The sequence below is a fragment of the Helicobacter sp. 12S02232-10 genome, from assembly GCF_002272895.1.
Taxonomy (GTDB): Bacteria; Campylobacterota; Campylobacteria; order Campylobacterales; family Helicobacteraceae; genus Helicobacter_J.
Genome location: NZ_MLAQ01000002.1, coordinates 196,370 through 220,651, shown reverse-complemented (window position 1 = coordinate 220,651; position 24,282 = coordinate 196,370). Strand labels below are relative to the sequence as shown.

The window sequence follows — 24,282 nt, the reverse complement described above, 5'->3', positions numbered from 1 at the left end:
AGGATTATCAAAACTGCAGATTTAAAAATATGGCGGACAGGGAGGGATTCGAACCCTCGGTAATCTTGCGACTACGCGTCCTTAGCAGGGACGTGGTTTAAGCCAACTCACCCACCGGTCCTTATTACTTCCAAAATGGAAAGTGTATTGTAAATTAAAAATCATAAATTACAACTTAACGCCCTGAAAAATCAGCTTAAAATATGTTAAAATCCCACTTTTATAACGCAAAAACTACTACAAACTAAAGGTTTATCTATGAAATATGCTTTTATTTTTCCTGGGCAAGGATCCCAAAGCATTGGTATGGGAAAAGAATTTTACGATAATTTCAGTACCGCCAAAGAACTTTTTGAAAAAGCAAGCGAAGCCATTAAAACCGATATGAAGCAATTGCTTTTTGAAGAAAACGATCAAATCCATCAAACCCGATACACCCAGCCAGCAATCTTTCTAATCAGCTACATTGCCCATAATATTTTCCAAGAAGAATCCCCATTGCTCCCCGAAATTGCACTTGGACATTCACTCGGAGAAATCACAGCTTTAAGTATCGCAGGAGCGCTTTCTTTTGAAAATGCAATGATTCTCACACACAAAAGAGGCGAACTTATGCAAAAAGCTTGTGAAGGCAAAGATGCCGGTATGATGGTTGTTGTCGGGTTGGAAGATAATAAACTTCAAGATTTTTGCGAAGAAAAACGTGAAAAAGGTAAAAGCCTTTGGTGTGCCAATTACAATGCCGAAGGGCAAATTGTGATTGCAGGAAAAAAAACTGACCTTTCAGAAGCTCAAGAGCAAATCAAAGCAATGGGCGCAAAACGCGCACTTTTGTTACCTATGTCAGTAGCAAGCCATTGTCCGATGCTTCAAGGAATTTGTGAAGAATTCAAAGAACTTGTAGCAGGATTAATCGGAGAAAAATTTTCCATCAGTATCCTTTCAAATGCAACCTTACAACCCTATAATACAAAGCAAGACGCAATTTTATTGCTCACTGAACAACTTGTAAAACCTGTCTTATATAAACAATCCATTCAAAAACTTGAAGACAAAGTCGATGGATTCATTGAATTTGGTCACGGTGGGGTTTTAAAAGGACTCAATAAACGCCTAAGCGAAAAACCCACTTACAATATCGCAAATCTTTCTTCTTTAGGCGAAACAATTTCACAAATTCAAAAATAAAGGAAAATCAAATGAAAATCGGCATCATTGGCGCTATGCGCGAAGAAATTATTCCCTTGCTTGAGATTTTTGGGAAATATGAAGAAATTTCTTTAGGAGGCAATATTTTTTATTGTGTCTCTTATAAAGACTCAGAAATTTATATCGCTTATAGCAAAATAGGTAAGGTTCATTCCGCCCTGACGGCTTCAAGTATGATTTTATACTTCAAATGTGAAAAAATCATATTCAGTGGTGTTGCTGGAGGTTTGAGACAAGATCTGAAAGTAGGGGATTTGATGATTGCCACAAAGCTTTGCCAACACGATGTGGATATTAGTGCTTTTGGGCATCCCTTAGGGTTCATACCTGAAAGCAAAATTTATATCCAATCCGATCCCAAGCTTAATGAAATCGCAAAATCTGTAGCCAAACGATATGAATTTGACCTCAAAGAAGGGATCATTGCCTCAGGTGATCAATTCATTAACAACGCTGAAAAAAAACAATGGCTGATTGAAAAATTTAATGCCGATGCGGTTGAAATGGAAGGGGCTTCAGTGGCAGTAGTATGCGATCTGCTGCAAGTACCTTTTTGCATATTCCGTTCCATCAGCGATAGTGCAGATGGTCAAGCAGATGTAAGCTTTGATGAATTCTTAGATTCTTCTGCGAGAATATCAGCAAATTTTGTCAAAAATATGGTGGATACTCTATTGCAACAGGATAATTTATGAGAAATGCATTCAGTATGATTGAATTAGTATTTGTTATTGTTATCATAGGAATCATCGCTGCCATCGCTATACCTAGGCTTTCCATCACTAGAGGCGATGCGCAATATGTCGCCGTTCAAAGTGACATACAGACAATCTTAAGCTCTATTCAAGCCAAAAGCCTCACTGAAGAGATCGCCCCTTCGGATTTAAATGGGGATTTCATTATGGAAACAGCAGGGTTAAACCCTACCAAATGGATCCCTACGCCAAATGGCGTTCGATTGGCTAAAAATGGGGCTATAGACACGCTCAATAATTGCGTTATCATTGATTTTTCAGCCGACTCTTCGCTTCATTTTTCCATTAACCCAGCCATCACCTCTCCCCTTTGCAAAAAGCTTGCCAAAATCTATACGAAAAAAATTTCCATACCTCTAAGCAATGGCTCTATCAATTTCTAAGGCTTTCAGCCTGATTGAGATTGTATTTGGGATTGTGATTCTTGGTATTCTTGTTTCAGTGGCAATCCCAAGACTCTCTTCAGACTCCAAAATCTGCGAACTTGCACTCAGCTCTAAACTCGGCATACTCCAAAGCAAAATCTCACTTCTTTTTACTAAAGCACATTTGTCCGACCAAAAAATCAATCGATCCGAAATTTTTGCACTTCTAGGCGCGTTGGACAAAGATGGAACAAATGAATGTTTTTTAAGATTTAATCCTCAAAATCTGACTATTTTGGCTAAATCACACTCTCAAGCCACAATATTACGCATTTCACCAAAAGATTTTTCATCTAATCCTAAAATATTTTGTGAGCTTTCCAACCCGTTATGCAAAAAAATCAACTACAAAACGAAGAAAAAATAACCCAAATCTACCCCAAAAGTCCGTATGAAAAGAAATCTTAATAAAATATTATCTTTTTGATTTGAGACAATATTTGGCTCCGTTTTTACCGCCACTTCTCTCCACAATGATCTCATCTTTCATTTCATACATTGCAACTTCAGACAGCTTTTTTTTAATGTCCTTGCTTTTTGAAGATAAATCTTGGAGCCATCCTTTCTGCTCGGCAATGTTATAGATTTCGTGCTTATCCAAAGAAGTTTGTGCAGTTTGTAAGACCTTACGAATCAAATCTTTAAATTCATTGCGAATCGAACTACTAGATTTATTTATTTTTGTAGAATCTTGAGTGTTTGCAGAAAAAGGGGTTCTTTCATTAGAATTTGACTCTTTTGAAGAACTACAAAGCTCTCTAAAAGCTCTTTTGAGATGCTCCTTGCATTCTGTTTTGATAGCTGAGGTTATTTGTTTATTCTTATCTTTCAATACTTGACCGAAATGATAAATTAATGCGTTTGGCTCATTAATTTCTGCTTTAAGTGCGGTTAATATTTTTTGATAATTCTTCTCTTTCTTCCCCCATTTTTTGATATGATCGACATCGATTTTGTTATAAGAAAATTTTTCAAGTTTTTTTAAATCTTCATCGTTATAATTTTTGAGATCAAAAGTAAAAAATGAATCCTTATCTATCTTATTGTCATCATCCAAATCAGAAAAAAACAAATACTTATGCCCATTACTCAGCAAAGCAAGATAACATTTTTCACCAGTTTTACCAGCTTTATTAGTAAAATAAGTACTAAGTTGCTCCGTAGATCCATCCAAAGAAGCTTGATAATTTTTCGCTTCCACGATAAGAACAGGGTTATCATTTTTCAATAACGTATAATCCACTTTTTTGCCACCCCGATTATTTGAACCCGCCCTATCTTCAACCTTACATTTATTAATATCTGAGACGTCATAACCTAAAGCACCTAAAAACACATCGATCAAAGAACTTCTCGTCTGGGCTTCATTTGTTTTTACTATTTCTACAAGTTTCTCATCATTGATCTTACTTGCCAATTCCTCTATCTTTCTCTTGAAAGATCCGTCCTCTAAAGTATTTTCAACATCTTTATCAAAGGTTTTTTGATATTCCCCTTTTTGATATTCCCCCCTGCTTTTAAGCCAATAAGATTTTATTCTCTTCTCCCCATAAACGATAAAAGTTTCTGTATCGCTTTTGGCAATCCCAGCTATTCTATTGTAAAAACTGTCGTTTTGATTTTTATCTCTTAATCCCATTTCTTCGGATTTTTCTGCAATTGTTACTTTTCTTAACGGCTTTGAGGCTTCTTTCAAGACTTTTATAAGGATTTCTTTGAGCTCTTCATCTGTATATTTTCGATTCATTTTTTTATCTTCCTCTCAACCTCTCTTATAATCTCATCTTTACTCTTTTTGATCTGAGCCTCTATAATCTCTGCGAAGTTTTTTATCATCTTGTCCAATTCTTTACGAACGATATTTGTCACTTCTCTTTCAATCATTCCATTACTCCTATGTTAAAATTAATTTCATTCAATTTTAGGTAATATTTGCTTAAAAATAGTTTTATAAAAGTAATTATTGCTCAATTTGTTTTAAAATATTTTTTCATTAAACTATCTTAAAAAAATATATTCGGAAATATAAATGAAACTCACCCAACAAGACATAGCTACAAAGCTTCATATTGACCCTAAAACCTTGAGAAATTGGCGCAAAAATAAGCCTGAACTTTATAAACGCGTGATGTTGGGTTTTCAGTATGAAGAAATCTTATCTTTACTCAAAAAAACGATATGAAACATTCAAAGATATAGGCGAATATACACCAAGCTCTCAAGATATTTCAAGCAATAAATTCACACCCCCCCCCCCACAAACAAAAAAATCTCGATGATTTTACAGATGGCTTTGGTCTTATCGTTACATCATTTCTAGACTCGTTTGAAAATTTAATAAAAATCTAATCCACAAACTTGTAAAATTCCTATAAAGGATCCCGACAATGAAAGTGACATTAAAACATTTTACCCCTCTTGAAGTCTGCTCAATGGCGATTCGCACCTGTTGGCAAAGCTTTGAAAAATCTGATAACGGGGGCGAAAAAGACCTTGCCCTCATTGATCGTGTCGGCAATAAATTCAAACATTCTAGTACGCTCGAACATTTATATTACAATTTTTATATCCAAGGCATCAGTAGAGCTTGCCTCCAAGAACTTGCTAGACATCGAATGGCAAGCTATAGTGTCAAATCCTCCCGCTACACGCTCAAAGAAATCAAGCAGGAAGCCACTTTTTTACCTCCAAATGAAGCAAACCTAAACAGAGCAGAAAAATATCTCGTCTTTACCTCGAATAAAAATGTCAATATTGCCTCACTCAAAGCTCTTGAAAATCTCCGCGAAATTCTATGCGAAAACACTCACAATGATATCGCCAAATATGCGATGCCCGAATCTTATAAAACTGAACTTCATTGGAGTATCAACGCTAGAAGCCTTCAAAACTTTTTAGAACTACGCACCTCTAGAGCCGCCCTTTGGGAGATCCAAAAACTTGCTCACAGCATTTATGAAGCCCTACCTCAGGAGCACCGATTTATTTTTGAAGAAAAAATCACCCAACCCTATGAAAAAAATAAGGACAGCGATGCAAACCCTAACGATTGTTGATACGTTCGGATTCTTTTTTCGCAGTTTTTACGCCCTCCCCCCACTAAAAAACGCAGAAGGTTTCCCCACAGGTCTTTTGATGGGCTTTGCAAACTTAATTATGAATCTACATAAAGAAGGGATTTCTGACTATATTGTCTTTGCCTTAGAAGGTCAAGGATTAAACAAAAGAAAAGAATTTTATCCCGCCTATAAAGCGACACGAGTCCAAGCCCCTCAAGATTTGCTAATGCAACTTCCTATTGCGATTGAGTGGATAAAAAAAATGGGCTTTTTAAATTTGAGCTTTGAAGGCTATGAGGCCGATGACGCCATCGCTTCTTTAAATAAGGTCGCCAACAAAAATAATGTCGATGTCCGAATCATCAGCCACGACAAAGATCTTTATCAATTAATTGATGGAAACACCTACCTTTATGATCCGATCAACAAAAAAGATATCCGAGAAAAAGAATGCATTGATAAATATGGCATTCCTCCTAGTGCATTTACTGACTATCAAAGTTTAGTGGGAGATAGTAGCGACAATGTACCTGGCATTAAGGGCATAGGTGCCAAAACAGCTCAAAAACTCATTGAAACTTTTGGGAGCTTGGATAATATTTATGCCAATCTTGATAAAATCTCTGAAATCACAAGCCCTCGAATTTGCAATTTAATTATCGCTGGAAAAGAATCGGCTTATTTGAGCAAAGATCTTGTGACCCTAAAAACAGATTTATTGCAAGATTTTGACTTACAATCGTGCAAAATGCCCGTTCAAAATCCTCTTTCAACTATCGTAGATGAACTAGAACGATATGAATTCATTAAAATAGCTCAAAGACTCAAAGGTATGCCAATGAGCCAACCTGCCAAAACCTTTAAGTCTAAATCCAAGGGATTGGGCGGATTGAATGCCTCCTCAAAATCCCAATTCAAATGCATCTCTCATCTTCTAAACGATGCAGCAACACTCTTTAAAATTCTTGACTCCTTAGCACCCGATCAAGAAATCGCTTATGATTGTGAGACAAATTCTCTTGATGTTGCTAATGCTTTGATGGTAGGCTTTAGCTTTTGTGTCGATAGAGAAAATGGCTATTATGTCCCTATTGCCCACAACTATCTAGGAATTGAGCCGCAAATATCTCACGAAAACGCAAAAAAGGCAATTGAAAAAATCTTTTCTCATCCCCTGATTGGGCATAACCTCAAATTTGATATTCTCATTGCGCAAAACAATTTTGGTCTTTCCCCCCAAAAAACTATCAAAGATTCGATGGTTCTTGCTTGGTTACTAGATAGTGTGATGAGCGTGGGATTAGATAGCCAAATGGAAAGATGGTTTGGACATAAAATGATTGCATTTGAAGATATTGTTCCTAAAAATCAAAATTTTTCCAATGTCAATCTTGAAATTGCTGCTAAATATGCTGCTGAAGACGCAGTAGCAAGTATAAATTTATATTGGCGCCTGATTGAAGAACTTAAAAGTAAGGGTTTGGATTCTGTGATAAAAATCGCTGAAGAACTTGAATTTCCTTTAATTGAAGTCCTTAAAGATATGGAAAGCAACGGCATAACAATCAGCGTGTCGTGGTTTGAAAAACTTAAAGAAGAGCTTTCTATTAAACTCGCTCAAATCCAAAACAGAATCTATAAGCACATAGGTTATGACTTCAATCTCAACTCCCCAAAACAGCTTGCTGAAGTCTTATTTACAAGACTAGGATTAAAAGCAGTAAGACAAATCAAAGGCGGCTACAGCACTGATGAGCAGACGCTTGAAAGCCTGATTGACGCCCACCCTGTCATCCCTGAAATAATGGAATATCGCGAAACTTTCAAGCTTAAAAATACCTACATTGAACCTCTATTAAAACTCCACAATCAAGAAAATAAAATCCACACTTCATTCTTACAAACCGGTACAGCCACAGGCAGACTCAGCTCCAAATCTCCCAATCTCCAAAATATCCCTGTTCGCACCGAAGCAGGCAAACAAATACGAGAAGGTTTTATCATCAGCGACAAAAAAAATACACTTTTGAGCGTTGATTACTCCCAAATAGAACTCCGCTTGCTTGCGCACTTCTGTATGGATAAAAATTTAGTAGAATCTTTTGTGCAAGATAAAGACATTCATACCGAAACCGCCATTAGAATTTTTGGTTCTGACTCCGCTAAAGAAAAGCGTGCCATTGCAAAATCTATTAATTTCGGGCTGATCTATGGAATGGGGTCAAGAAAACTCGCCAAAACCCTCAAAATCTCTCCAAAAGAAGCAAAAGGTTATATTGAAAGTTATTTCGAATCCTTCCCGACGGTAAAAAATTTTCTAAAATCAAAAGAAGAAGAGATTTTAGCAAATGGCTATGCTCAAACCCTTTTAGGACATCGAAGATATTTTGATTTCAGCACTGCTACAGATTTTATGAAAGCCAACTATCTAAGGGAAGGTATCAACTCTATATTTCAAGGGAGTGCTGCGGATTTAATCAAATTGGCAATGCTTAAAATTCACCACCATTTTAAAAACTCTGCAGTCAAAATGCTGCTCCAAGTCCACGATGAATTGATATTTGAACTTCCTAAAGAACTGCTACCTCAAGCCTCAAAAGAAATCGAAGTGATGATGAATGGCATTTATACGCTTAATGTACCATTGAAGTGTGGGGTTACAACGGGAAATAATTGGGCAGAACTTAAATAATTTCTCTTTGCATTCATTGTTTTAATAATATGTCATAGTAGAAAAAATACAAAAAATAGCTAAAACAAACTTTTATCATTTCAAAGCAGCCCTGCTTTGTTCAAAACTAATCATTCCAAATTCCTTTCCCATTGCAATCTGAGATGGAATTTGATGAAATTTTTGCTCACGAATCAGAGTTTTAACAGCAGGGGTAGCAACCAAAACTTCATAAATACCTCTTAGATCCGTTTCATTCACGCAAAGAAGCTCTTGAGAGATGATTGCACGTAAGCAAAAAGCTAATTCGGCTGCAATCTCACTTCTATCATTTCCCGCACTATAAACGATCCTTGCTACAGTAGCAGCCGCATCTTTAGCGTGCGTACTTGCTACTACCAAATGCCCTGTTTGAGCACACAAAAGAGCCGACTTTATTGAATCAAGACTCCGAAGCTCTCCGATAAAAACAATATCAGGATCTTCTCGTAAGCTTGCTTGTATTGCAGCATTAAAACTTAGGGTATCTTTCCCGACCTCGCGGTAAGAAAAAAAGCTTTTGTTATTCTTATGGAGATATTCTATCGGATCTTCAATGCAAACAATATGCTTGCCAAAATTTTGATTGATATATTCCAAAGCTGCTGCAATCGTCGTTGATTTTCCACTCCCTGTAGGACCGCTGACCAAAATCAACCCATCATTTTGAATAAAAATATCCTTCAATATCTGAGGAAGACCCAATTCCTCCATACTCGGGATAATCTGAGACAATATTCGAATGCTGAAAGACCTTAACGAACGGGTTAAATAACAATGCAGTCGCAAACGAACGCCTTCAATATCTGAAGAAATGTCTATCTCAGTCTCTGCAACGTATTTTTTTACACGCCCATCATCAAAAATTTCTTTTTCCAATGCTAAAATCATTTCATTATCCAAGACAAATTCAGAAGGAACAATCTTTTTGCCAACCCTGAAAAATACCTCACCACCACCCAAAATATGTAAATCTGAAGCATTTTTTTCCAAAGCCTTAGATAAAAGAGTTTTAAATATATTTTTTTTATTGATCATTCTTGCTCTCCCAAAGCACCTTGATTCGATTTCTTAAAATTTGAGAGGTTCTTAAATTTTTTCTCTCCACATAAATATCAATCCAATAGTCACCATTTTTATCTTCCATCAAATGATAGCCCCCTAAAGAATCTCCAAGCATAAATTCATCAAAATCGCACGCTTGAACGCCGTATTTTTGTAAGCATAACCTCGCCATTTCTAAAATGCTGCGAGCATCAAGCAAGGATTGGAATTTTAAATGCGAATTACTGATCCGATCAAGCTCTGTTTCGTTGTGGCGTAGAGTATTCATCACAATATAGACAATTCCTAAAAACACAATCAAAGCAGAAAGAAAAATATAAGCACCTCTCATCAAACTTTTATTATCCATATTAATTTCTGATAACAAGACGAATTTTTACCCCTAGTGCAAAGAGAAACTTCAAATTTTTCTCTATCTCTATGGACAAAAAAATCATTCACTCCATTTAAAACCATCAATCCATCTAGATACAATGCCTTGTTTTTTAAAACCACTTGATGGATTTTTTGATCCCCCTCCAACATACGCCACGATAGAACATTCTGCTCAAAAACAATTGAATCTCTCTGTGCCTCCAATACATAGTTTTCTATCATATCAAGAGCATTTTGAACTTCCAAAGAGATTTGAGTATGCTTTGCTTTGAGGTAATTTTGACTTTGAAGATTCAAAAGCATTTTTATTCCCAACACTCCTATTGCTGCCATCACCGATATGGCAATAATAAAATCAAGCAAAACAAAAGCATTTCTATTCTTCATTTTTCCTTATCTTTTGGGGGTAAAAATAATGGTACCCCAACCCTTCTTCACTATAGTCTTCCAATAGTTTGCCATCGTAACTAAAACCTTTTTGAGACAATACAAAAAAACCTTTGGAAGTTTCTTGAGTGCTATTAAAATAAATTTTTTCACTGATATGTTTTTGAGCAAGAAATATTTTTTGATTTTCTTGAGAGAAAAAACGATAACGCTCATTCTCTTCATAAATTTTCCAAAAAATCTTAAATGCCCCCATCATAATCACAAGCGCCATTAATAATTCAACGCTGGCAAAACCTTTATGGAAGCCTAGAAGCAAAAAATTCTTTTTCAAAAAATATTTTTTTATGCTCATTGTTTTGAGTGTATTCAACTTGTAAAATTGCTTTCCATCTGCCTTTAATATTTAATTCAAACTTAGGACTCGAACAAAAATCTTCGGTTGAACATTGCAAACTTCCAAGATCTAAATGTTCTGTATTCATATGATAACGCGTCATAAAAAGCTTGATATTTAAATCCGATATGGGAGAGGATAGGGTTTTTGGAACGATTGTGACATAAATATAATTAGGTGCATTGGTAAAAAGCTCAATTTTTGGCTCCTCTTTAAGCTTATCCCGATGTCCTTTTACAAAATAAGGAGACAATGGTCGAGAAAGAGAATTCTTAAGAGGTTTTTGATTAGCACCAATATAAAGCGTATAGTAATTTTCAAATTCTTCTGTATTTTTAATAATCTTATTGATATCTTTATCAACTTCACTGTATTTTTCAAAATAAGCATTATCGTCAATAATCGGATTCATCATAGACAACTTTACAAGCAAAAATAACAAAATAATCCCAATAATGATAATGCTTAAAATACCTAATGGCCAAAAATTCCTATTTTTTTTCATCTTCTATGCCTTTTAAAAAAATAAACTACGATAAATAATCCCACCAAACTAAACAACATCAGGTATAAAATTACCCGCACAAACAAATTTTGATTTTCGGAAGGAAAATTATTTTCTAAATTAACGCCATATTTATCCGCAATTCTATCGGCAATTTCAGAATAACCATTCAAAATAATGGCCGAAATTCTTTGAGGAGTTAAATCGACGTCTTTTTCAGGCAAGAGAGGGGCTATATAGTCAAAAAATATTTGGTCTGTATTAAAAAGATCTTTAGAATCTTCGCTCAAGACAATATCAATTTTCTTAGCCTGTCTGAAAAAAAACAAAACCCCATAAGGAGGAGAAAACTTTGAAATAACGTTGTTCTTGTAATCCTTTCGCTCTTGTTTGGAATTCAAAGAAGCCTTATCTACAACATCAACATAAAATGAAAAACCTGTTTTATATTTAAGTTCGCTTGAAACTCTTTGTACAAATGCAGCACTTTTGGGAATCAAAAGACCGCTTTGATTATCCAAAACAAAAGAATCTGCCAACAATAATATAGGCAGAAAGAGGCAAAAAACCAACCTCTTAAAACAAAAAACCATTTTATACCAAAAACAAAAAGAGATTAGGAATAAAAGGGATCACAATCGTCATAATAATGGTTAAAACAATAAAAAATGCCAAAACTTTTTCAAGCGTAGTGAATCGCATAATTTCTCCTTTATTTTTCCTGCATTAATTCGTAATGTTTCTCATTTCCGATACTTTTCATTTTGATAGCATCTTGATTATCAATCTTATAATAACTGACAGCTTGAGTTTTTTGTATATTGATAGCTGCGATACTAAAAAGTATTGCAGCTCCAACAACCAAAAGAACTGCAATCAAATATCCTAATAATCCGTTGATTCCAAATAGTCCATTCATCATTTACTCCTTAATCCTCACTCAAAGGCTGCAAAGAACCTATATATTCTGCAAGCGCCTTGATTTGAGTATCATTAAAATTTCTGTAAGCAAAAGAAGGCATTTGTCCAATGTGTCCTTTCTTGCCGTGATCTAAAACCCTTTTAAGGAAATCATAAGTGCCATATTTGCTCAAATCTGGAGCAAAATTATCCATTCCTGGCATTCCTTTTCCATCAGGACCGTGGCATCCTGCACACCCTGCATTATTATAAACTTCCTTACCCTTTTGGACATCAGCGGGGTATTTTGTATGCTTGAGATCTGAAATATCTGCCATAACATAAGAAGCTACAGCCTTAGCATCTTCTTTGCTTAAGCCTAAAGGAGGCATTTCTCCCCCATCATACCCCAATCCAACACTACCGTGCTCAACGGTATCCATAATTCCTTCTTCCTTGCCCCACCGCGTTAGATTCTGTGCCTTTCCGTGCATCCCTTCAGCAGTGATACCGTGACATTGAGAGCATTGAACCAAAAATATTCCTTGCCCCATATTGATCATATCTTCACTACTAAGACTTTTCCATTTTTCCTCAAACTTTTTATTATGAACTTGAACTTGTTGGTTGTAATCGCCAATTTGGGAATAAGCATCCATTGGATAGCCAAAAAATAAATACCAGAATCCCCACAAGATCAACACCAAAAAACTTACAACCCAACCAATGGGTAAATTATTCCTAAATTCAGCTATACCATCCCATTTATGATCGGTTAGTTCGCCATCTGCTTTGGCATCACGCATTTTTTTAATTAAAACCCCTGCCACATACACCGTCAATACCAAAATAACTATTGCGGCGATCAGGCCGAATAAGTTTATATTATCACTCAACCATCCCATACTCTCTCCTTTCATTTGTTTTGTTTGCTTTCTCTAGACTCAATAATCTCATCATCTAAGTTGTCCTTCAAAGCTAAGTTTGCATATTTTTCATAATCAACAATGCCTTTTTTTTGTTTTATATACATACTTGCGATGTATGTATATAAAAATATCACAAGCAAAATAGTAGTGACGATATAAGCAATCGCCCTGATTGATTCTAAAGATTCAAGATTCATAATTTTGCTCCTTATTATTTGGTCATTCTAGATTGACCCAAACTATTGAGATAAGCAATCAAAGCAACAATTTCTTTGACTTCTCCTTTCTCAAAAGCATCTTTAATTTTCTGGTTTTTCATATTATTGACAATCTCACCAGCTTCTTGCATATAAGCTTTTTTGGCATCTTCTATATTGCCTAGAGAAACTCCACCTTGAGTATCATAGGGAACACCAAAAACTACTTTCTGTGTATAGGCTTCCGCATAAGCAGTATCAAAGTCGGCATCTTTTTTAAACAAATGATGATAAGCAGGCATAATTGAATCAGGAACTACGCTAGTAGGTTCCCACATATGATTTTCGTGCCAATCTGTAGTCCTGCTATCCCCCACTCTGTGTAAATCCGGACCAGTTCGTTTAGAACCCCATAGAAAAGGTCTATCATAAGCGTATTCTCCACTCAGACTATAGGCTCCATAACGATCAGTCTCAGCCTGAAAAGGACGGATGAGCTGGGAATGGCAGTTATAGCATCCCTCATTGATATAAATCTGCCTACCTGCAGTCTCAAGCACAGTATAAGGGCGAAGACCCTCAATCGGTCTAGAGGACTTAATAAAGTCTGGCAAAAGCTCCACAAGTCCAGCGATGGAAAAGACAACCAAAAATGCCACTGTAAAAAAGAACGGATTTTTTTCTAACCAACTAAACATAAACTACCCCCTTATCAAGCAGCCATAGGCGAAGCATAGTTTGACTCTCGCTCTAGCTCTTTTGCCGCGGTGATGGTCATCACAACATTGTAAATAAACAGAATAAATCCTATCAGATACATCAAACCCCCGATTCCTCGAATCACATAATAAGGGAACAACACTCTGACGGTGTCGATAAATTGATAAGTAAGATTGCCATATTGATCAACATCTCTCCACATCATCCCTTGTGTGATACCTGATATCCACATACTAGAGAAATAAAGCACAATGCCAATAGTCATAATCCAAAACTGAATATCCATAATCTTTCTAGAGTAAATCTCTCTCTTATACATTCTAGGAAGCATATGATAGCAAGCTGCAATGATTGTAAATCCAACCCATCCAAGAACGCCATCATGAACGTGACCGATAATCCAATCAGTAAAGTGAGCCAAAGCATTTACGGATTTAATTGCCTGAATTGGACCTTCAAGTGTCGCAAGCATATAGAATGTAGAAGCCAGTACAAGGAATTTAATGAGTGGAGATTCCTTAAGTTGATGCCATTGACCGCGCATTGTAAGCAACATATTGATAGCCGTTCCCCAAGAAGGCAAAATCAAGATAACTGAAAAAACCGATCCAAGTGTTTGAACCCAATCTGGAACGGTTGAATAAATCACGTGATGCCCGCCTGCCCAAATATAAACAAACATCAAACTCCAAAAGGAAAATAATGTCAGTTTATAGGAAAATATAGGTTGTCCTGATTCTTTGGGCAAGAAATAATAAATAATCCCAATAATCCCAGAAGTAAAAACAAATGCAACTGCATTATGCCCCCACCACCATTGAATCATCGCATCATTGCTACCTGAAAACATTGAAATGGAATGCCATATACTCCCTACACCAGAAACCAAATAAGTCGGAATGGCAAGATTATTGAATATATATAAAACTGCTATCGCTGTAAATGTAGCAATAAAATACCACAAAGAAATATAAATGGTTTTTTCTCGTCTAACCCCCATACTTCCAAACATACTAATTCCCCAAAGTACCCATACAACAACAACTAAAAGATCTAGAGGCCAAATCAATTCCGCATATTCCTTTGACTGAGTAAGACCGGCAAATAAACTCACAACGGCCAACACAAGCAAAACAATATAAAGCCAAAAATGCAAATACCCGATAAACTTCAAAAAAGGGTGCTGGTAATAAGTAATTTTAAGCACCCTTTGCCCCAAATAATACCAAGCCGCCCATATACCGCTCAAAGTAAAGCCGTAAATAACGCCATTAGTATGAAGAGGTCTCAACCTTCCAAATATACTGTATTCCCCCGCAATATAATTCAAATCCGGAAAAGCCAATTGAAATGCCAACACAACACCGATCAGCATTCCTATAAACCCAAATGCCATCGTTGAATACAAAAACAACTTGGCAATAGAGTAATCGTACTCCAAAGTAGCATCATTGCGCATTTTTTCTCCTTATTTTGCTATTTCTTCTTTTTTTAGAAGCAATAGTTTAATTTTAACCTTTTTCGTTGATTTATAACTTAAAAATACGGCCAAAATAATAAAAAATGAATCAAATATTGACGATCTATTCACATTTGCAAAGTTTTTTTCTCAAATAAGCCATCATTTCTTCTGGTTTCATTCCCCTGCTATCTAGATAAAAATGAATTTGAGGGCGAATTCTTCTGGGAATTTTGAGAATTCTGGCAATGTTTTTAAATTTTTTTGGCATCGCAAAAGGAAAACTATATGATTTTGATACAAAAATATATTCTTCATTACTCTCAATAATATATTTTTGCCCGATTTCCAAAGAAAAATCCATCTTAAATATTTCTTGCCTCTGTGAAGCTGAAAGTACATAGCCCATCGTTTTAAGGATTTTATCTGTCTGATAAATATCTGAAAGACTCCCGCCACGCTCAAAAAAACGAATTTCTCCCAAACGCAAAACTGCAACATTCGGATAAAGAAAAGACTTCTCTTCCCTCAAATATTCAAAAGACTTTGCAATCCCCGTACAATATTTTTCTACCAATTCTTGAGTGTATTTGAGGCGAAATTCGTTGCGTTTATAAGACATATCCTGATTGCTGCTGTCTTCAAAAAATTTATAAGAATGGCAATAAGCATAAATAAGTTTTTTAGGAGTGTTGATTAACGGGCGGATAATTCGATAATTCTCCCTGATTTCTATGCCATCAAAGCCTAAAAGTGTCGCCAATGAACAGCCTTTGGATAACTGCATTAAAAACCATTCCAACCTATCATTGAGCTGGTGAGCCAACACTAAATTTTCATACCCTTTCAAATCAATGATTCTCTCAAAAAATCCATAGCGAATTTCACGCGCCTTTGCTTCAAAATTTGATGCAATCTGTGGTGCTTTGAATACAAAACATTTTTTTTGGTACTGATGAGCTAAATCCAAAGCATAAGAAACCTCATCTTTTGAAGATTCCCTAATCCCATAATCCACAATTGCAATATCAAAATAAACTTCATTTTGAATCAAGGCATAAAACAACGCTACAGAATCAGAACCCCCCGAAAATCCTAAAAGATTTTTTCGATTTCTAAGTTCGCCTAAAAACTCAAGCTTTAGCATTAAAGTTTTCTTGTGACTTTTCCAAACAAAAGCTTATCTTTAAATTCGCTAAGGACTGCTTCATAATAGCCTGTCTCAAGAATCAAATCATCTAAATCGCTATCATTAATCAATATCTCTCCATCGACTTCAGGAGCCCATCTGATATCCCTAGCACTGTAAAAATATTCGCTTATTTGACTTTTGCCCTCCAAAATAATCAGATAAGGGTTGGAAAGCATTTGTTTATAAAGACATTTTTGCTGGCTCAAAACGATTTTATTAAGCGCACTCATTCGCTTATTGATGATTTGGGTCGGTATCTTTTCCTCCATTTTTTGAGCAATTGTGCCTTCTTCTGAAGAAAATGCGAAGATATTAAGCCTATCAAAACAAAATTCTTCTAAAAACATACAAAGTTCTTCAAATTCTTCCTGAGTTTCTTGTGGGTGTCCAATAATCACAGTGCTTCTTATAAAACTATTAGGTACCTTACGCATTGCTTCTAAAAGTTCGATGTGCTTAGCCTTATTGGCACCTCGTCGCATTTTTTTAAGCATTGTATCGCTGATATGCTGGATGGGCATATCAAAATAATTTTGAAAAATTTTGGAATTTGCGATTTTTTCTATCAACGCCAAAGTTGTACTTGAAGGATAGAGATATAAAATCCGCGCACTCTTAGCAATATTTTGCTTATCAATGGCATCTATAAGAGATACTAACCCATCTTTTTGCTTTTTGTCGTACAAATAAGAACTTGAATCTTGAGCAATAAAAGTAAAATCACAAAAGCCCTGCTCACTTAAATCTTGTATTTCTTGCAAAATCGAATCAATCGACCTGCTTTGAAGCCTACCCTTAAAGCTTGGGATAGCGCAAAAACTGCAATTTTGATTGCATCCTTCAGAAATTTTTATATAAGCGTGAATTTTTGAACCTGTGATTACTCTTTTGACCCTTTCATCGGCTAAAAACACCTCTGAAGAAAGCTTCCCATTTTTAAGAGCAATCATCGAATCAATTTTGTCATAATCTCCCACACCTGTAATAATGTCAATTTCAGGTATAAGCTCTTGAAGCTCATTTTTATAGCGCTGGCTCAAACACCCGCTTGCCACAAGTAAAGCTCCTTGTTTTCTACGTTCTGATACTTCCAAAATGGTTTGAATGCTCTCTTCTTTAGCTGATTGGATAAACCCGCACGTATTGATGATAATCACATCGGCAAGTTCAGGACTTTCTGTTATCTCATAATCCCTAAGTTTCCCTAACATTACTTCAGAATCTACAAGATTTTTAGTACATCCCAAAGAGATCAAATGGAGTTTTTTACTCAAGATTTTTTCTCCAACATATCCACTTCCCAAAAGAAGTCGATCCATTCAACCGCGTGCTTGAGATAAAAATCAGCATATACCTTTGCTGTGGGTTTTTGAAAAATAACTGCGGAATAAAAAGATTTTTCAGGATGAGCCGATCGAAACTTTTGCATAATCACTTCCAAGCTTTTCCCACTATCAACAATTTCATCAACGACTAAGATTTTTTGGTATTCCCCTCTAATATGAGGCATATTTTCAATGATCAAAGAACTTTGGACATTACAATCGCTATAAGAAATTGCATTGAGTGTATAAACAGCTCTCAAATTCCAAGCCAATGCGAGCATATGGCTCATCACCATTCCGCCTCTAGCAATACAAACAATCGCATCTGGAACACTGATTTTTTCCTCAATCTTAGCGCGAAGTTCTTTCAAATCGCCCAAAAAATCATTATAAGAATAATACATCCGCCCTCCTAAGCGTAATAGTTTTGTAAAAATATTTTATTTGCACTCCCATCAAACTTCCTCAACCCCAATTTTTCCAAAGCCAACTCAATAGCATTCACCACCCATAAAGATTCATTAATAGGAATGATACCCATATGATTGATACGAAAAATTGAAGTTTTTAGTTGATCTTGACCACCAGCTAAATGCAGCTTAAAATCATCTTTTAAGATTTTACGAATATTGAGTGCATTCACCTCATCAATAATGGTTGTCATCGCTAAAGCAGGGGTTTTTGGATAAATTTTAAGCCCAATAGCACCTAGAGCATTCTGTGTAGCCAAAGCTCTTTGATGAGTCTGTCGATAGACTTCTTGGATACCTCCTAAAGCTCTGACTTCCTCAAAATATTTCACAAGCCCGATAATGATCGTCGTGGGTGCAGTCCAAGCAGTCGTATTGTTTCTTTGATTCTTAAGTTCAGTCTTCAGATTGAAATAAAACCCGATATTTCTTTCTTCAGCCAATGAAACTGCTTTTTGACTCAACCCAATAACACTCATCCCCGGAGGAAGCATAAATGCTTTTTGACTGCCTCCAATAAGAACATCAATATGGCTTATATCAATACTTTCCACCCCCATTGCCGTAATCGCATCAGCAATGACGACAATTTCTGAATTCAAATGTTTGATGGCTTGGGCTATCTTTTCAACAGGATGACGCAAACCGCCTGAAGACTCACAAACTTGTAGGCACACCGCATCAATATCAGGTTGTGCTTTAAGCGCATTGATAATCTCTTCAACGCTTACAGGTGTATCCCAATCATTTTTTATTTCCAAATTCGGTATATTGTAAGCTTTTGCGATTTTTCCAAATCTTTCTCCAAATTTACCACTATTAATACTCAAAAGCTTCTTGGAACAAAATGTCCTCACGCAAGCTTCCATTGCCCCACTACCACTACTTGCAAGCATTAAAACTTCAGGCATCTCAAGTATTTTTTTTAATTCCTCTCTTGCGTGCATAAAGCAAGCTTCAAATTCAGGGGTTCGATGATGAATGGTCGGCTTTGCCATCTCCATCCTGATATTTTCAGGAACGGGAGTAGGCCCAGGTGTAAAAAGTAACATTTCTTTCTCCAATTTTTTAAGAATTCATAAGCAAATATTATACAATAATGCACCAAAACGTCTCTAAAATTAAAAAATATAAAAGAAAATTGATCAATAAAAATTGATTATCATTTGTTCCCAAGATATATATAATTACAAAATTTTAAACATAAGGAAACAAAACGATGAAACTTGCAACATTATCTTTTTTGGTCTGCAGTCTGATTTTAAACGCATTATTGGCTAATGATGCCAAATGGAGTTATAAAGGTGAAAATTCTCCTGAAAATTGGGGCAGAATCGCTCAAGAATTTTCAACTTGTCAAACAGGCAAAAATCAATCTCCCATCAATATCACAAGCTATCTCAAAGTAAAAAATCCCGAAAAAATAACTTTCCATTACGGACAAGATATCAAATCCGAAATTAATAACGGACACACCATTCAAGTGAATTTCAATACCGGAACCCAAAATTATATCAAAATCGGCAATCAAGAATATGAATTGCTACAATTTCATTTTCACGCACCAGCTGAATTCCGTATCAACGATAAACAATATCCTCTCGCAATGCATCTTGTCCATCAAGATAAAAATAAACAACTTGTTGTTGTAGGCATAGAATTCAAAATCGGTAAAGAAAATAAAATTCTAGCCCCTATATGGGAAGCAATGCCTGAAAAATCAGGTGAAACTTCCTACCCTAAAAAAATCGCCCTGCAAGATTTGATACCTAAAAAAACTTATTTTTATCACTTCAACGGCTCTCTTACAACTCCTCCTTGCACTGAGGGTGTAACTTGGATTGTGCTTAAAAAACCTCTTGAAATTTCAAAAGCCCAACTAGAAAAATTTAAAAAGATTATCGGAGGAACAAATAACAGACCTCTTCAGCCAAGCAATAATCGGGTTATCATCGAAGAATAATCCGAGAGTAAAAATTTAAATCCCTTGAAAAAATTTTAAATTTCTATAAAAGCTTAAATTCTTTTCAAACTCAATGGCTTGAGTTTGAAGCTCTTTGAAATTTTCTTCTTTAGTTTCAAGAATTTTTCCATCTTTAATAATCTTTTCATTTCTACGCTCAAGAATCTCTAAAGCATCTTTAGCATAATCTTCAGGACTTGTTTTTCCCTCCAAACGACTGATGAAAAAAAGTTGTTTAAAACGCCCCATTGCAATCCCCTTACCTATAAGAGCACTTCCAAGTATTGGAATTTGAACACCCGCCTTAACTTTTTCTAAAATCTGTTTGTTAAGCTGGTGGGTTTTTTGCAAAATGTTCCTGATGGTTACTTCATCTTGAACTTCATACAAAGCCCCCATCATATATAAAATGGCAATGCCTTCAACAAGCTCCCCCAATTCCTTAAATTTGCCTTTTGCTTCTTCTTGGATTTGCCCAATGGTTCTAGGTTCGTTATCACCCAAAATATCAATTAAAATACTATAAAATTCTTTTGAGAGATTGATGGTTCCAAAACCCAAACTTATAGAAAATTTAACTTCACTTTTAGGAATTATCAAAACTACTTTCATTTCCTTGAGCAATTTCTCTGATTCCCATATACTAAGTTTTTGTGACCCTTTTATCCAATAGTCTCTACGAAATGAATTGTTGCCGATCAAATCTTTCATATATTCTCTAAAAAAGACGCTAGAACCTGAATTTAAAAGAGCCTTTTGTTCGGGCGTATAAGCAACATCACTCAATACAGAAAAAACATCTGCAGAAGAAACAAATTTCAATCTTGCCTCGCTAAACGATTTAGAAATATCCATAAAATCCATAATTTCCCAAGTATCATTCAAAAATTCGTGAATCAAATACGTTTTAGATAATTTTTTGAGTTCCTCAACCCTAGGTGTCAAATTTGGATTTTGATGGATAAATCGTGCTTGCGCACTTGCAAGCTTATCAAAAAGCTCAAAACCCGAATCAATTTTATTGATAGGATCAGTTGTTTTTGGAAGCAGATAATCAGAAACTTTTTTTAAAAGATTTCTAAAAGGAACTAACTCTGAAAAACCAGGGTAAATATTATAGCTTGCATAAACCCCTCCACCTATCTTGAGTTTTTTATCAACAAACTTTAAGAGTAAATCCCGATTATTTTGATCAACCCAACTATAAATGCCGTGAAAAACAATAAAATCAAAATCAGGTAAATCCGAACGATTTAAAAAATCTTCAAAAGAATCTGCATATAACTTAGCTCCATTCCCTGATTCTAAAGCTAAATCTGATGCAAAATTAGCGTGTGAAACATTAAAATCAGTCCCCCACCACTCCACACCTGAAGTAGCAGCATTGATATTTATGCTTATCCCATTACCATATCCAAGTTCGCAAGCCCTCTCTATTTTGGGTGGCTTGATTCCTTGAAGCAAACAGGCAAATTTAAACCTTAAAGAACTCAATTCTTGACAATAATCATAAGTATAATCAATGTCAGTTGTGTAATTTTTTGTATCCATATTAGATAGGTTCCTTTCAAATTGTATAATTTAAAAATTATACAATAAAAAATACATTCCTAATAGAATACACTTTAAATAAAGATCCAAATTTATAATATTTTATTTTAATTAAAATGTTAAAAATAAGTACAATTTTAAAAAAATATTTTATCTTAAATCATTCAATACGACACTTTAGCACTTTGAGTCATTGACTCTGATGGCCAAAATCCTTGATGACTTCCAAATACATCTCTTCGGCTTTTTTTATGGAACTCTCCAACGTATAATTGAATGCACTTTGAGCATAAAGTTTCCCCATACGCTCACGCTCATCAGGATTTTCTATCCAATAATCAATCTTTAAAGCCAAATCTTTTGGGCTTCCTGCCTCAAACAAAGAACGATCATCAAGGGCAAATTGACCCGTAGCTGATATCCTACTATTAGAGATTATAGGCACAACACCGCAAGAAATGGCTTCCAAACAAGCAATGGCTTCACCCTCAACATCTGCAGTATGGACATAGATATCAGTCATATGTAAAATTTTAAGCAAATCTTGAGGTTGTGCAAATCCAAAATCAACTTCATTTTCCAAAGTCTCTGCCATCTTTTTGAGTCTTTTTTGTGTCGGACCGATACCCTTTAGATGGAGCTTGATTTTAGAAGCATATTTACTAATCTTAATGGCTTCAATCAAAACATCTTGACGTTTTTCATTCGAATAACGCCCTACCATTGCGATATGAATAAAACCATCACTCAAGGGTTTGGATACAGGAGGGGAATAAAGCTTGTCAAACCCATTGGAAATTACGTATTTTTTGCCTTCATAACCATTTTTTACAATCTCACGCTCAATCAGGGCAGAGGGGCAATGGATATGAAAAATATGGCGATAAAAACGAAATTTAAAAAGCCAAAAAATAAAACGATTTAAAAAACTCCACGATTCCAATCCAACATTATAGGTAATATGTTCAGGCTGAAGATGAAAGGCACCCATATAAGGGATATTCATCTCCTTGGCAACTTTAATCGCCCTTATTTCAAGTTTAAAAGGCAAAAACAAATGGACAATATCTGCACCCTTAAAAGCCTCTCTGAGAGTTTTTTCAACAGGTTTCCCAAAAATCATATGCTGTTTGCGAGAAATTTCAGTGACCAAAGGAATATAGCGCTCAGGAACAGGATAATACCCCTCTCCTTGCACATAAGGTGCTACGACGCGCACTTGATGTCCTCTCTCACGCAAAGCATTTGCAAATCTAAAGGCTGTCATTGATGTCCCATTGCTCTTATCAGCAAAACTATCTATCACAAGAGTTATAATCATTTAAGAACCTTTTTCATCTTTGAGTTTGAGTTTAAAAAGTTTTCTGTCAAAAATCGCCACATAAAAAATGCTATCAAATACCTTAATATCAAACAAAAAACCTTCTACTTTTACTTCGCATTTTTTTGCTTCACTCTGTAAAGCATTTGCCTTAAAGACCAATTCATACCCCAATTCAATCGGAGCTAAAAACTTCGTTTCTGAACCAATGATAATGCTATTCTTCTTATTAATGGCACAGAGTGCAGCATAAGCTGCGGCATTAAAAACAAAGCCTGCGTGAATGAATTCCTCATCACAAACCATTGATTCTGTGGGGACAAAAAATATCTCGGCTTTGTTTTGGGATAAAGTAAGTAATTCCCCGCATATTGAGCTGTCAATTTTATTGCAAATAATGAGTTCTTCACCATTTATAGGTTCTTGTTCATTTTGCTTGGTTTGCTCATCCATTTTTCATCCTTTTTAATCTAAAATATCCTCTTTTAGGAGCATTATAACCCTCAATAGTTCTTTTGGGATCTTTGGGGTCAAGAAAAGACTCCAAACTCAGTCCTTCTATCCATTCAGTTTTTCTTTGTTCATTCACACTTGTTTCAGAGATGGTCAAAATCTCCATTTGCGTAAATCCTGCTCTTTCGCACCAACCTCTTAGCGTTGGTATAGAGGGGATAAAATACACATTAGGCATTTTCGCATAAGATTTCTTAGGGCAAAGTGCGATTTCAAGCTCAGAATCTATAATCAAAGTATCCAAAATTAGCTCTCCTCCTTCTTTTAGACCCATAAAAAGAGATTTTAAGGCAAAAATAGGATCGCTGCGATGATACAAAACACCCAAACAAAATATAACATCAAATTTCTTATCATAAATCCTAAGATGTTCAATCCCCAAAAGTTCATAAACAATATTTTGCTTCAAAAAAAGATTGATGAAATCAAATTGGGTTTTATAAAGACCACTAGGATCAAAGCCAACAAGGGTTTTTGGAGAAAATTTAGCCATTTCAAACAAATAATACCCATTATTGCATCCGATATCAGCGACATCTTTATCCTTCAAATCCACAAAAGGGGTGAGCAGATTCCATTTGATATAACTTTTCCATTCCGCATCAATAAAAAGATCCCCCAAATAAAAAGGTCCTTTTCGCCAAGGCTTTAAATCAAGTGCAATTTCTCTGATAAAAGCACAAGTCTCCACTGAATTTAGCACACTTAAATCAATTCTAATTCCCTCTTTGCAAGTATAAGACATTTGATCTTGAGGGAGTTTCTTGGATAAAGAATAAATTTTTTGAATGATGGGAGCAATGGTTTTTGAAAAAAGGAGTTTAGAAGCATTTTCTTTAGCAAGCCCAAGCATTG

At 35.5% G+C, this 24,282-nt stretch carries 29 protein-coding genes and 1 tRNA gene; 8 read left to right on the top strand and 22 right to left on the bottom strand.

Translation table 11 applies throughout. The features are described 5' to 3' along the window. Nucleotides 1-30: 30 nt before the first annotated feature. Nucleotides 31-121 (bottom strand) — tRNA-Ser (locus BKH41_RS02590). A 137-nt stretch (nt 122-258) separates the two neighbouring features. On the opposite strand from BKH41_RS02590, the gene fabD reads away from it, so the two are divergent. From fabD to BKH41_RS02570, 4 genes are read left to right on the top strand one after another with little or no spacing between them, the layout of a single operon-like run. Then, entirely contained in the window at nt 259-1,188 is a 930-nt protein-coding gene (fabD, locus tag BKH41_RS02585) for an ACP S-malonyltransferase (RefSeq protein WP_095296873.1), read from the top strand. Nucleotides 1,189-1,199: 11 nt separating this feature from the next. Continuing rightward, nucleotides 1,200-1,904 carry a 5'-methylthioadenosine/adenosylhomocysteine nucleosidase gene (locus tag BKH41_RS02580; protein WP_095296872.1) on the top strand — a complete coding sequence of 235 codons (705 nt, stop codon included), beginning with the start codon at nt 1,200-1,202 and terminating at the stop codon, nt 1,902-1,904. After that, nucleotides 1,901-2,347 (top strand): prepilin-type N-terminal cleavage/methylation domain-containing protein, encoded by a 447-nt coding sequence (locus BKH41_RS02575; RefSeq protein ID WP_095296871.1) that lies wholly within the window; start codon nt 1,901-1,903, stop codon nt 2,345-2,347. The genes BKH41_RS02580 and BKH41_RS02575 overlap by 4 nt, the downstream gene beginning before the upstream one ends. Next, on the top strand, nt 2,328-2,756 hold the full coding sequence (locus BKH41_RS02570; RefSeq protein WP_095296870.1) for a prepilin-type N-terminal cleavage/methylation domain-containing protein: 429 nt from the start codon (nt 2,328-2,330) through the stop codon (nt 2,754-2,756). The genes BKH41_RS02575 and BKH41_RS02570 overlap by 20 nt, the downstream gene beginning before the upstream one ends. Before the next feature lie 48 nt (nt 2,757-2,804). On the opposite strand, the gene BKH41_RS02565 is transcribed toward BKH41_RS02570, so the two are convergent. Both BKH41_RS02565 and BKH41_RS09740 read right to left on the bottom strand, forming a co-directional pair. Then, on the bottom strand, nt 2,805-4,136 hold the full coding sequence (locus tag BKH41_RS02565) for a type I restriction endonuclease (protein WP_095296869.1): 1,332 nt from the start codon (nt 4,134-4,136) through the stop codon (nt 2,805-2,807). Continuing rightward, entirely contained in the window at nt 4,133-4,273 is a 141-nt protein-coding gene (locus tag BKH41_RS09740) for a hypothetical protein (protein ID WP_180762708.1), read from the bottom strand. Before BKH41_RS09740 ends, BKH41_RS02565 begins: the two co-directional genes overlap by 4 nt. Before the next feature lie 145 nt (nt 4,274-4,418). On the opposite strand from BKH41_RS09740, the gene BKH41_RS09735 reads away from it, so the two are divergent. The 3 genes from BKH41_RS09735 (at nt 4,419) to polA (ending at nt 8,140) form a co-directional block, all read left to right on the top strand. Next, entirely contained in the window at nt 4,419-4,571 is a 153-nt protein-coding gene (locus BKH41_RS09735) for a hypothetical protein (protein WP_180762707.1), read from the top strand. 205 nt (nt 4,572-4,776) lie between these two features. Next, a complete protein-coding gene (gene thyX, locus BKH41_RS02560; protein WP_095296868.1) occupies nt 4,777-5,445 on the top strand; it encodes an FAD-dependent thymidylate synthase in 669 nt (222 codons plus the stop codon). Continuing rightward, complete coding sequence (polA, locus tag BKH41_RS02555; protein ID WP_095296867.1) at nt 5,423-8,140, top strand: DNA polymerase I; 2,718 nt, start codon at nt 5,423-5,425, stop codon at nt 8,138-8,140. Before thyX ends, polA begins: the two co-directional genes overlap by 23 nt. Nucleotides 8,141-8,215: 75 nt before the next feature. On the opposite strand, the gene BKH41_RS02550 is transcribed toward polA, so the two are convergent. The 15 genes from BKH41_RS02550 to BKH41_RS02480 form a co-directional block, all read right to left on the bottom strand. After that, nucleotides 8,216-9,196: a PilT/PilU family type 4a pilus ATPase gene (locus tag BKH41_RS02550; protein WP_095296866.1), complete on the bottom strand. Its 981-nt coding sequence runs from the start codon at nt 9,194-9,196 to the stop codon at nt 8,216-8,218. Continuing rightward, nucleotides 9,186-9,572: a hypothetical protein gene (locus tag BKH41_RS02545; RefSeq protein ID WP_095296865.1), complete on the bottom strand. Its 387-nt coding sequence runs from the start codon at nt 9,570-9,572 to the stop codon at nt 9,186-9,188. Before BKH41_RS02545 ends, BKH41_RS02550 begins: the two co-directional genes overlap by 11 nt. Next, the gene (locus BKH41_RS02540) at nt 9,554-9,985 is read right to left on the bottom strand and encodes a hypothetical protein (protein ID WP_095296864.1); all 432 of its coding nucleotides are present in this window, start codon (nt 9,983-9,985) and stop codon (nt 9,554-9,556) included. Before BKH41_RS02540 ends, BKH41_RS02545 begins: the two co-directional genes overlap by 19 nt. Further along, complete coding sequence (locus BKH41_RS02535) at nt 9,975-10,304, bottom strand: hypothetical protein (protein ID WP_180762706.1); 330 nt, start codon at nt 10,302-10,304, stop codon at nt 9,975-9,977. The genes BKH41_RS02540 and BKH41_RS02535 overlap by 11 nt, the downstream gene beginning before the upstream one ends. After that, nucleotides 10,285-10,887: a hypothetical protein gene (locus tag BKH41_RS02530; protein ID WP_095296862.1), complete on the bottom strand. Its 603-nt coding sequence runs from the start codon at nt 10,885-10,887 to the stop codon at nt 10,285-10,287. The genes BKH41_RS02535 and BKH41_RS02530 overlap by 20 nt, the downstream gene beginning before the upstream one ends. Then, a complete protein-coding gene (locus BKH41_RS02525) occupies nt 10,884-11,429 on the bottom strand; it encodes a hypothetical protein (protein WP_180762705.1) in 546 nt (181 codons plus the stop codon). The genes BKH41_RS02530 and BKH41_RS02525 overlap by 4 nt, the downstream gene beginning before the upstream one ends. 170 nt (nt 11,430-11,599) lie before the next feature. Then, nucleotides 11,600-11,806 carry a DUF4006 family protein gene (locus tag BKH41_RS02520; protein ID WP_095296860.1) on the bottom strand — a complete coding sequence of 69 codons (207 nt, stop codon included), beginning with the start codon at nt 11,804-11,806 and terminating at the stop codon, nt 11,600-11,602. A 10-nt stretch (nt 11,807-11,816) separates the two neighbouring features. Next, entirely contained in the window at nt 11,817-12,692 is an 876-nt protein-coding gene (gene ccoP / locus BKH41_RS02515; protein ID WP_095296859.1) for a cytochrome-c oxidase, cbb3-type subunit III, read from the bottom strand. An 11-nt stretch (nt 12,693-12,703) separates the two neighbouring features. Next, complete coding sequence (locus tag BKH41_RS02510) at nt 12,704-12,913, bottom strand: cytochrome c oxidase, cbb3-type, CcoQ subunit (protein WP_095296858.1); 210 nt, start codon at nt 12,911-12,913, stop codon at nt 12,704-12,706. A 14-nt stretch (nt 12,914-12,927) separates the two neighbouring features. After that, nucleotides 12,928-13,611, bottom strand: a complete 684-nt coding sequence (gene ccoO, locus BKH41_RS02505; protein WP_095296857.1) for a cytochrome-c oxidase, cbb3-type subunit II — start codon at nt 13,609-13,611, stop codon at nt 12,928-12,930. 14 nt (nt 13,612-13,625) lie between these two features. After that, a complete protein-coding gene (gene ccoN, locus BKH41_RS02500; protein WP_095296856.1) occupies nt 13,626-15,092 on the bottom strand; it encodes a cytochrome-c oxidase, cbb3-type subunit I in 1,467 nt (488 codons plus the stop codon). A gap of 124 nt (nt 15,093-15,216) precedes the next feature. Continuing rightward, the gene (gene tilS / locus BKH41_RS02495; RefSeq protein ID WP_095296855.1) at nt 15,217-16,239 is read right to left on the bottom strand and encodes a tRNA lysidine(34) synthetase TilS; all 1,023 of its coding nucleotides are present in this window, start codon (nt 16,237-16,239) and stop codon (nt 15,217-15,219) included. Further along, entirely contained in the window at nt 16,239-17,603 is a 1,365-nt protein-coding gene (gene rimO / locus BKH41_RS02490) for a 30S ribosomal protein S12 methylthiotransferase RimO (protein WP_095296854.1), read from the bottom strand. Before rimO ends, tilS begins: the two co-directional genes overlap by 1 nt. Further along, nucleotides 17,555-18,013 (bottom strand): phosphoribosyltransferase family protein, encoded by a 459-nt coding sequence (locus BKH41_RS02485; protein ID WP_095296853.1) that lies wholly within the window; start codon nt 18,011-18,013, stop codon nt 17,555-17,557. Before BKH41_RS02485 ends, rimO begins: the two co-directional genes overlap by 49 nt. 8 nt (nt 18,014-18,021) lie before the next feature. Beyond that, entirely contained in the window at nt 18,022-19,131 is a 1,110-nt protein-coding gene (locus BKH41_RS02480; protein WP_095296852.1) for an alanine--glyoxylate aminotransferase family protein, read from the bottom strand. A 167-nt stretch (nt 19,132-19,298) separates the two neighbouring features. Between BKH41_RS02480 and BKH41_RS02475 the strand changes: the two genes are divergently transcribed. Beyond that, the gene (locus tag BKH41_RS02475; protein WP_095296851.1) at nt 19,299-20,042 is read left to right on the top strand and encodes a carbonic anhydrase family protein; all 744 of its coding nucleotides are present in this window, start codon (nt 19,299-19,301) and stop codon (nt 20,040-20,042) included. Nucleotides 20,043-20,057: 15 nt separating this feature from the next. On the opposite strand, the gene BKH41_RS02470 is transcribed toward BKH41_RS02475, so the two are convergent. From BKH41_RS02470 to cmoB, 4 genes are all read right to left on the bottom strand, one after another. Then, complete coding sequence (locus BKH41_RS02470) at nt 20,058-21,593, bottom strand: methyltransferase regulatory domain-containing protein (protein ID WP_095296850.1); 1,536 nt, start codon at nt 21,591-21,593, stop codon at nt 20,058-20,060. A 190-nt stretch (nt 21,594-21,783) separates the two neighbouring features. After that, nucleotides 21,784-22,914, bottom strand: a complete 1,131-nt coding sequence (locus BKH41_RS02465) for a glycosyltransferase (protein ID WP_095296849.1) — start codon at nt 22,912-22,914, stop codon at nt 21,784-21,786. After that, a complete protein-coding gene (locus BKH41_RS02460) occupies nt 22,915-23,367 on the bottom strand; it encodes a thioesterase (protein ID WP_095296848.1) in 453 nt (150 codons plus the stop codon). It lies immediately after the preceding gene. Then, the gene (gene cmoB, locus BKH41_RS02455) at nt 23,360-24,280 is read right to left on the bottom strand and encodes a tRNA 5-methoxyuridine(34)/uridine 5-oxyacetic acid(34) synthase CmoB (protein ID WP_095296847.1); all 921 of its coding nucleotides are present in this window, start codon (nt 24,278-24,280) and stop codon (nt 23,360-23,362) included. The genes BKH41_RS02460 and cmoB overlap by 8 nt, the downstream gene beginning before the upstream one ends. Nucleotides 24,281-24,282 lie beyond the last annotated feature (2 nt).

Excerpts from the sequence above, each read along its gene's own strand:
- rimO (WP_095296854.1), bottom strand. The coding sequence starts at position 17,603 with ATGGATCGACTTCTTTTGGGAAGTGGATATGTTGGAGAAAAAATCTTG.
- ccoN (WP_095296856.1), bottom strand. The coding sequence starts at position 15,092 with ATGCGCAATGATGCTACTTTGGAGTACGATTACTCTATTGCCAAGTTG.
- BKH41_RS02460 (WP_095296848.1), bottom strand. The coding sequence starts at position 23,367 with ATGGATGAGCAAACCAAGCAAAATGAACAAGAACCTATAAATGGTGAA.
- BKH41_RS09740 (WP_180762708.1), bottom strand. The coding sequence starts at position 4,273 with ATGATTGAAAGAGAAGTGACAAATATCGTTCGTAAAGAATTGGACAAG.
- BKH41_RS02520 (WP_095296860.1), bottom strand. The coding sequence starts at position 11,806 with ATGAATGGACTATTTGGAATCAACGGATTATTAGGATATTTGATTGCA.
- BKH41_RS02510 (WP_095296858.1), bottom strand. The coding sequence starts at position 12,913 with ATGAATCTTGAATCTTTAGAATCAATCAGGGCGATTGCTTATATCGTC.
- BKH41_RS02580 (WP_095296872.1), top strand. The coding sequence starts at position 1,200 with ATGAAAATCGGCATCATTGGCGCTATGCGCGAAGAAATTATTCCCTTG.
- BKH41_RS02550 (WP_095296866.1), bottom strand. The coding sequence starts at position 9,196 with ATGATCAATAAAAAAAATATATTTAAAACTCTTTTATCTAAGGCTTTG.
- BKH41_RS02475 (WP_095296851.1), top strand. The coding sequence starts at position 19,299 with ATGAAACTTGCAACATTATCTTTTTTGGTCTGCAGTCTGATTTTAAAC.
- BKH41_RS02465 (WP_095296849.1), bottom strand. The coding sequence starts at position 22,914 with ATGATTATAACTCTTGTGATAGATAGTTTTGCTGATAAGAGCAATGGG.
- BKH41_RS02570 (WP_095296870.1), top strand. The coding sequence starts at position 2,328 with ATGGCTCTATCAATTTCTAAGGCTTTCAGCCTGATTGAGATTGTATTT.
- BKH41_RS02530 (WP_095296862.1), bottom strand. The coding sequence starts at position 10,887 with ATGAAAAAAAATAGGAATTTTTGGCCATTAGGTATTTTAAGCATTATC.
- BKH41_RS02480 (WP_095296852.1), bottom strand. The coding sequence starts at position 19,131 with ATGTTACTTTTTACACCTGGGCCTACTCCCGTTCCTGAAAATATCAGG.
- tilS (WP_095296855.1), bottom strand. The coding sequence starts at position 16,239 with ATGCTAAAGCTTGAGTTTTTAGGCGAACTTAGAAATCGAAAAAATCTT.
- fabD (WP_095296873.1), top strand. The coding sequence starts at position 259 with ATGAAATATGCTTTTATTTTTCCTGGGCAAGGATCCCAAAGCATTGGT.
- thyX (WP_095296868.1), top strand. The coding sequence starts at position 4,777 with ATGAAAGTGACATTAAAACATTTTACCCCTCTTGAAGTCTGCTCAATG.
- BKH41_RS02545 (WP_095296865.1), bottom strand. The coding sequence starts at position 9,572 with ATGGATAATAAAAGTTTGATGAGAGGTGCTTATATTTTTCTTTCTGCT.
- ccoO (WP_095296857.1), bottom strand. The coding sequence starts at position 13,611 with ATGTTTAGTTGGTTAGAAAAAAATCCGTTCTTTTTTACAGTGGCATTT.
- cmoB (WP_095296847.1), bottom strand. The coding sequence starts at position 24,280 with ATGCTTGGGCTTGCTAAAGAAAATGCTTCTAAACTCCTTTTTTCAAAA.
- BKH41_RS02540 (WP_095296864.1), bottom strand. The coding sequence starts at position 9,985 with ATGAAGAATAGAAATGCTTTTGTTTTGCTTGATTTTATTATTGCCATA.
- ccoP (WP_095296859.1), bottom strand. The coding sequence starts at position 12,692 with ATGGGATGGTTGAGTGATAATATAAACTTATTCGGCCTGATCGCCGCA.
- BKH41_RS09735 (WP_180762707.1), top strand. The coding sequence starts at position 4,419 with ATGAAACTCACCCAACAAGACATAGCTACAAAGCTTCATATTGACCCT.
- BKH41_RS02470 (WP_095296850.1), bottom strand. The coding sequence starts at position 21,593 with ATGGATACAAAAAATTACACAACTGACATTGATTATACTTATGATTAT.
- BKH41_RS02565 (WP_095296869.1), bottom strand. The coding sequence starts at position 4,136 with ATGAATCGAAAATATACAGATGAAGAGCTCAAAGAAATCCTTATAAAA.
- polA (WP_095296867.1), top strand. The coding sequence starts at position 5,423 with ATGCAAACCCTAACGATTGTTGATACGTTCGGATTCTTTTTTCGCAGT.
- BKH41_RS02485 (WP_095296853.1), bottom strand. The coding sequence starts at position 18,013 with ATGTATTATTCTTATAATGATTTTTTGGGCGATTTGAAAGAACTTCGC.
- BKH41_RS02575 (WP_095296871.1), top strand. The coding sequence starts at position 1,901 with ATGAGAAATGCATTCAGTATGATTGAATTAGTATTTGTTATTGTTATC.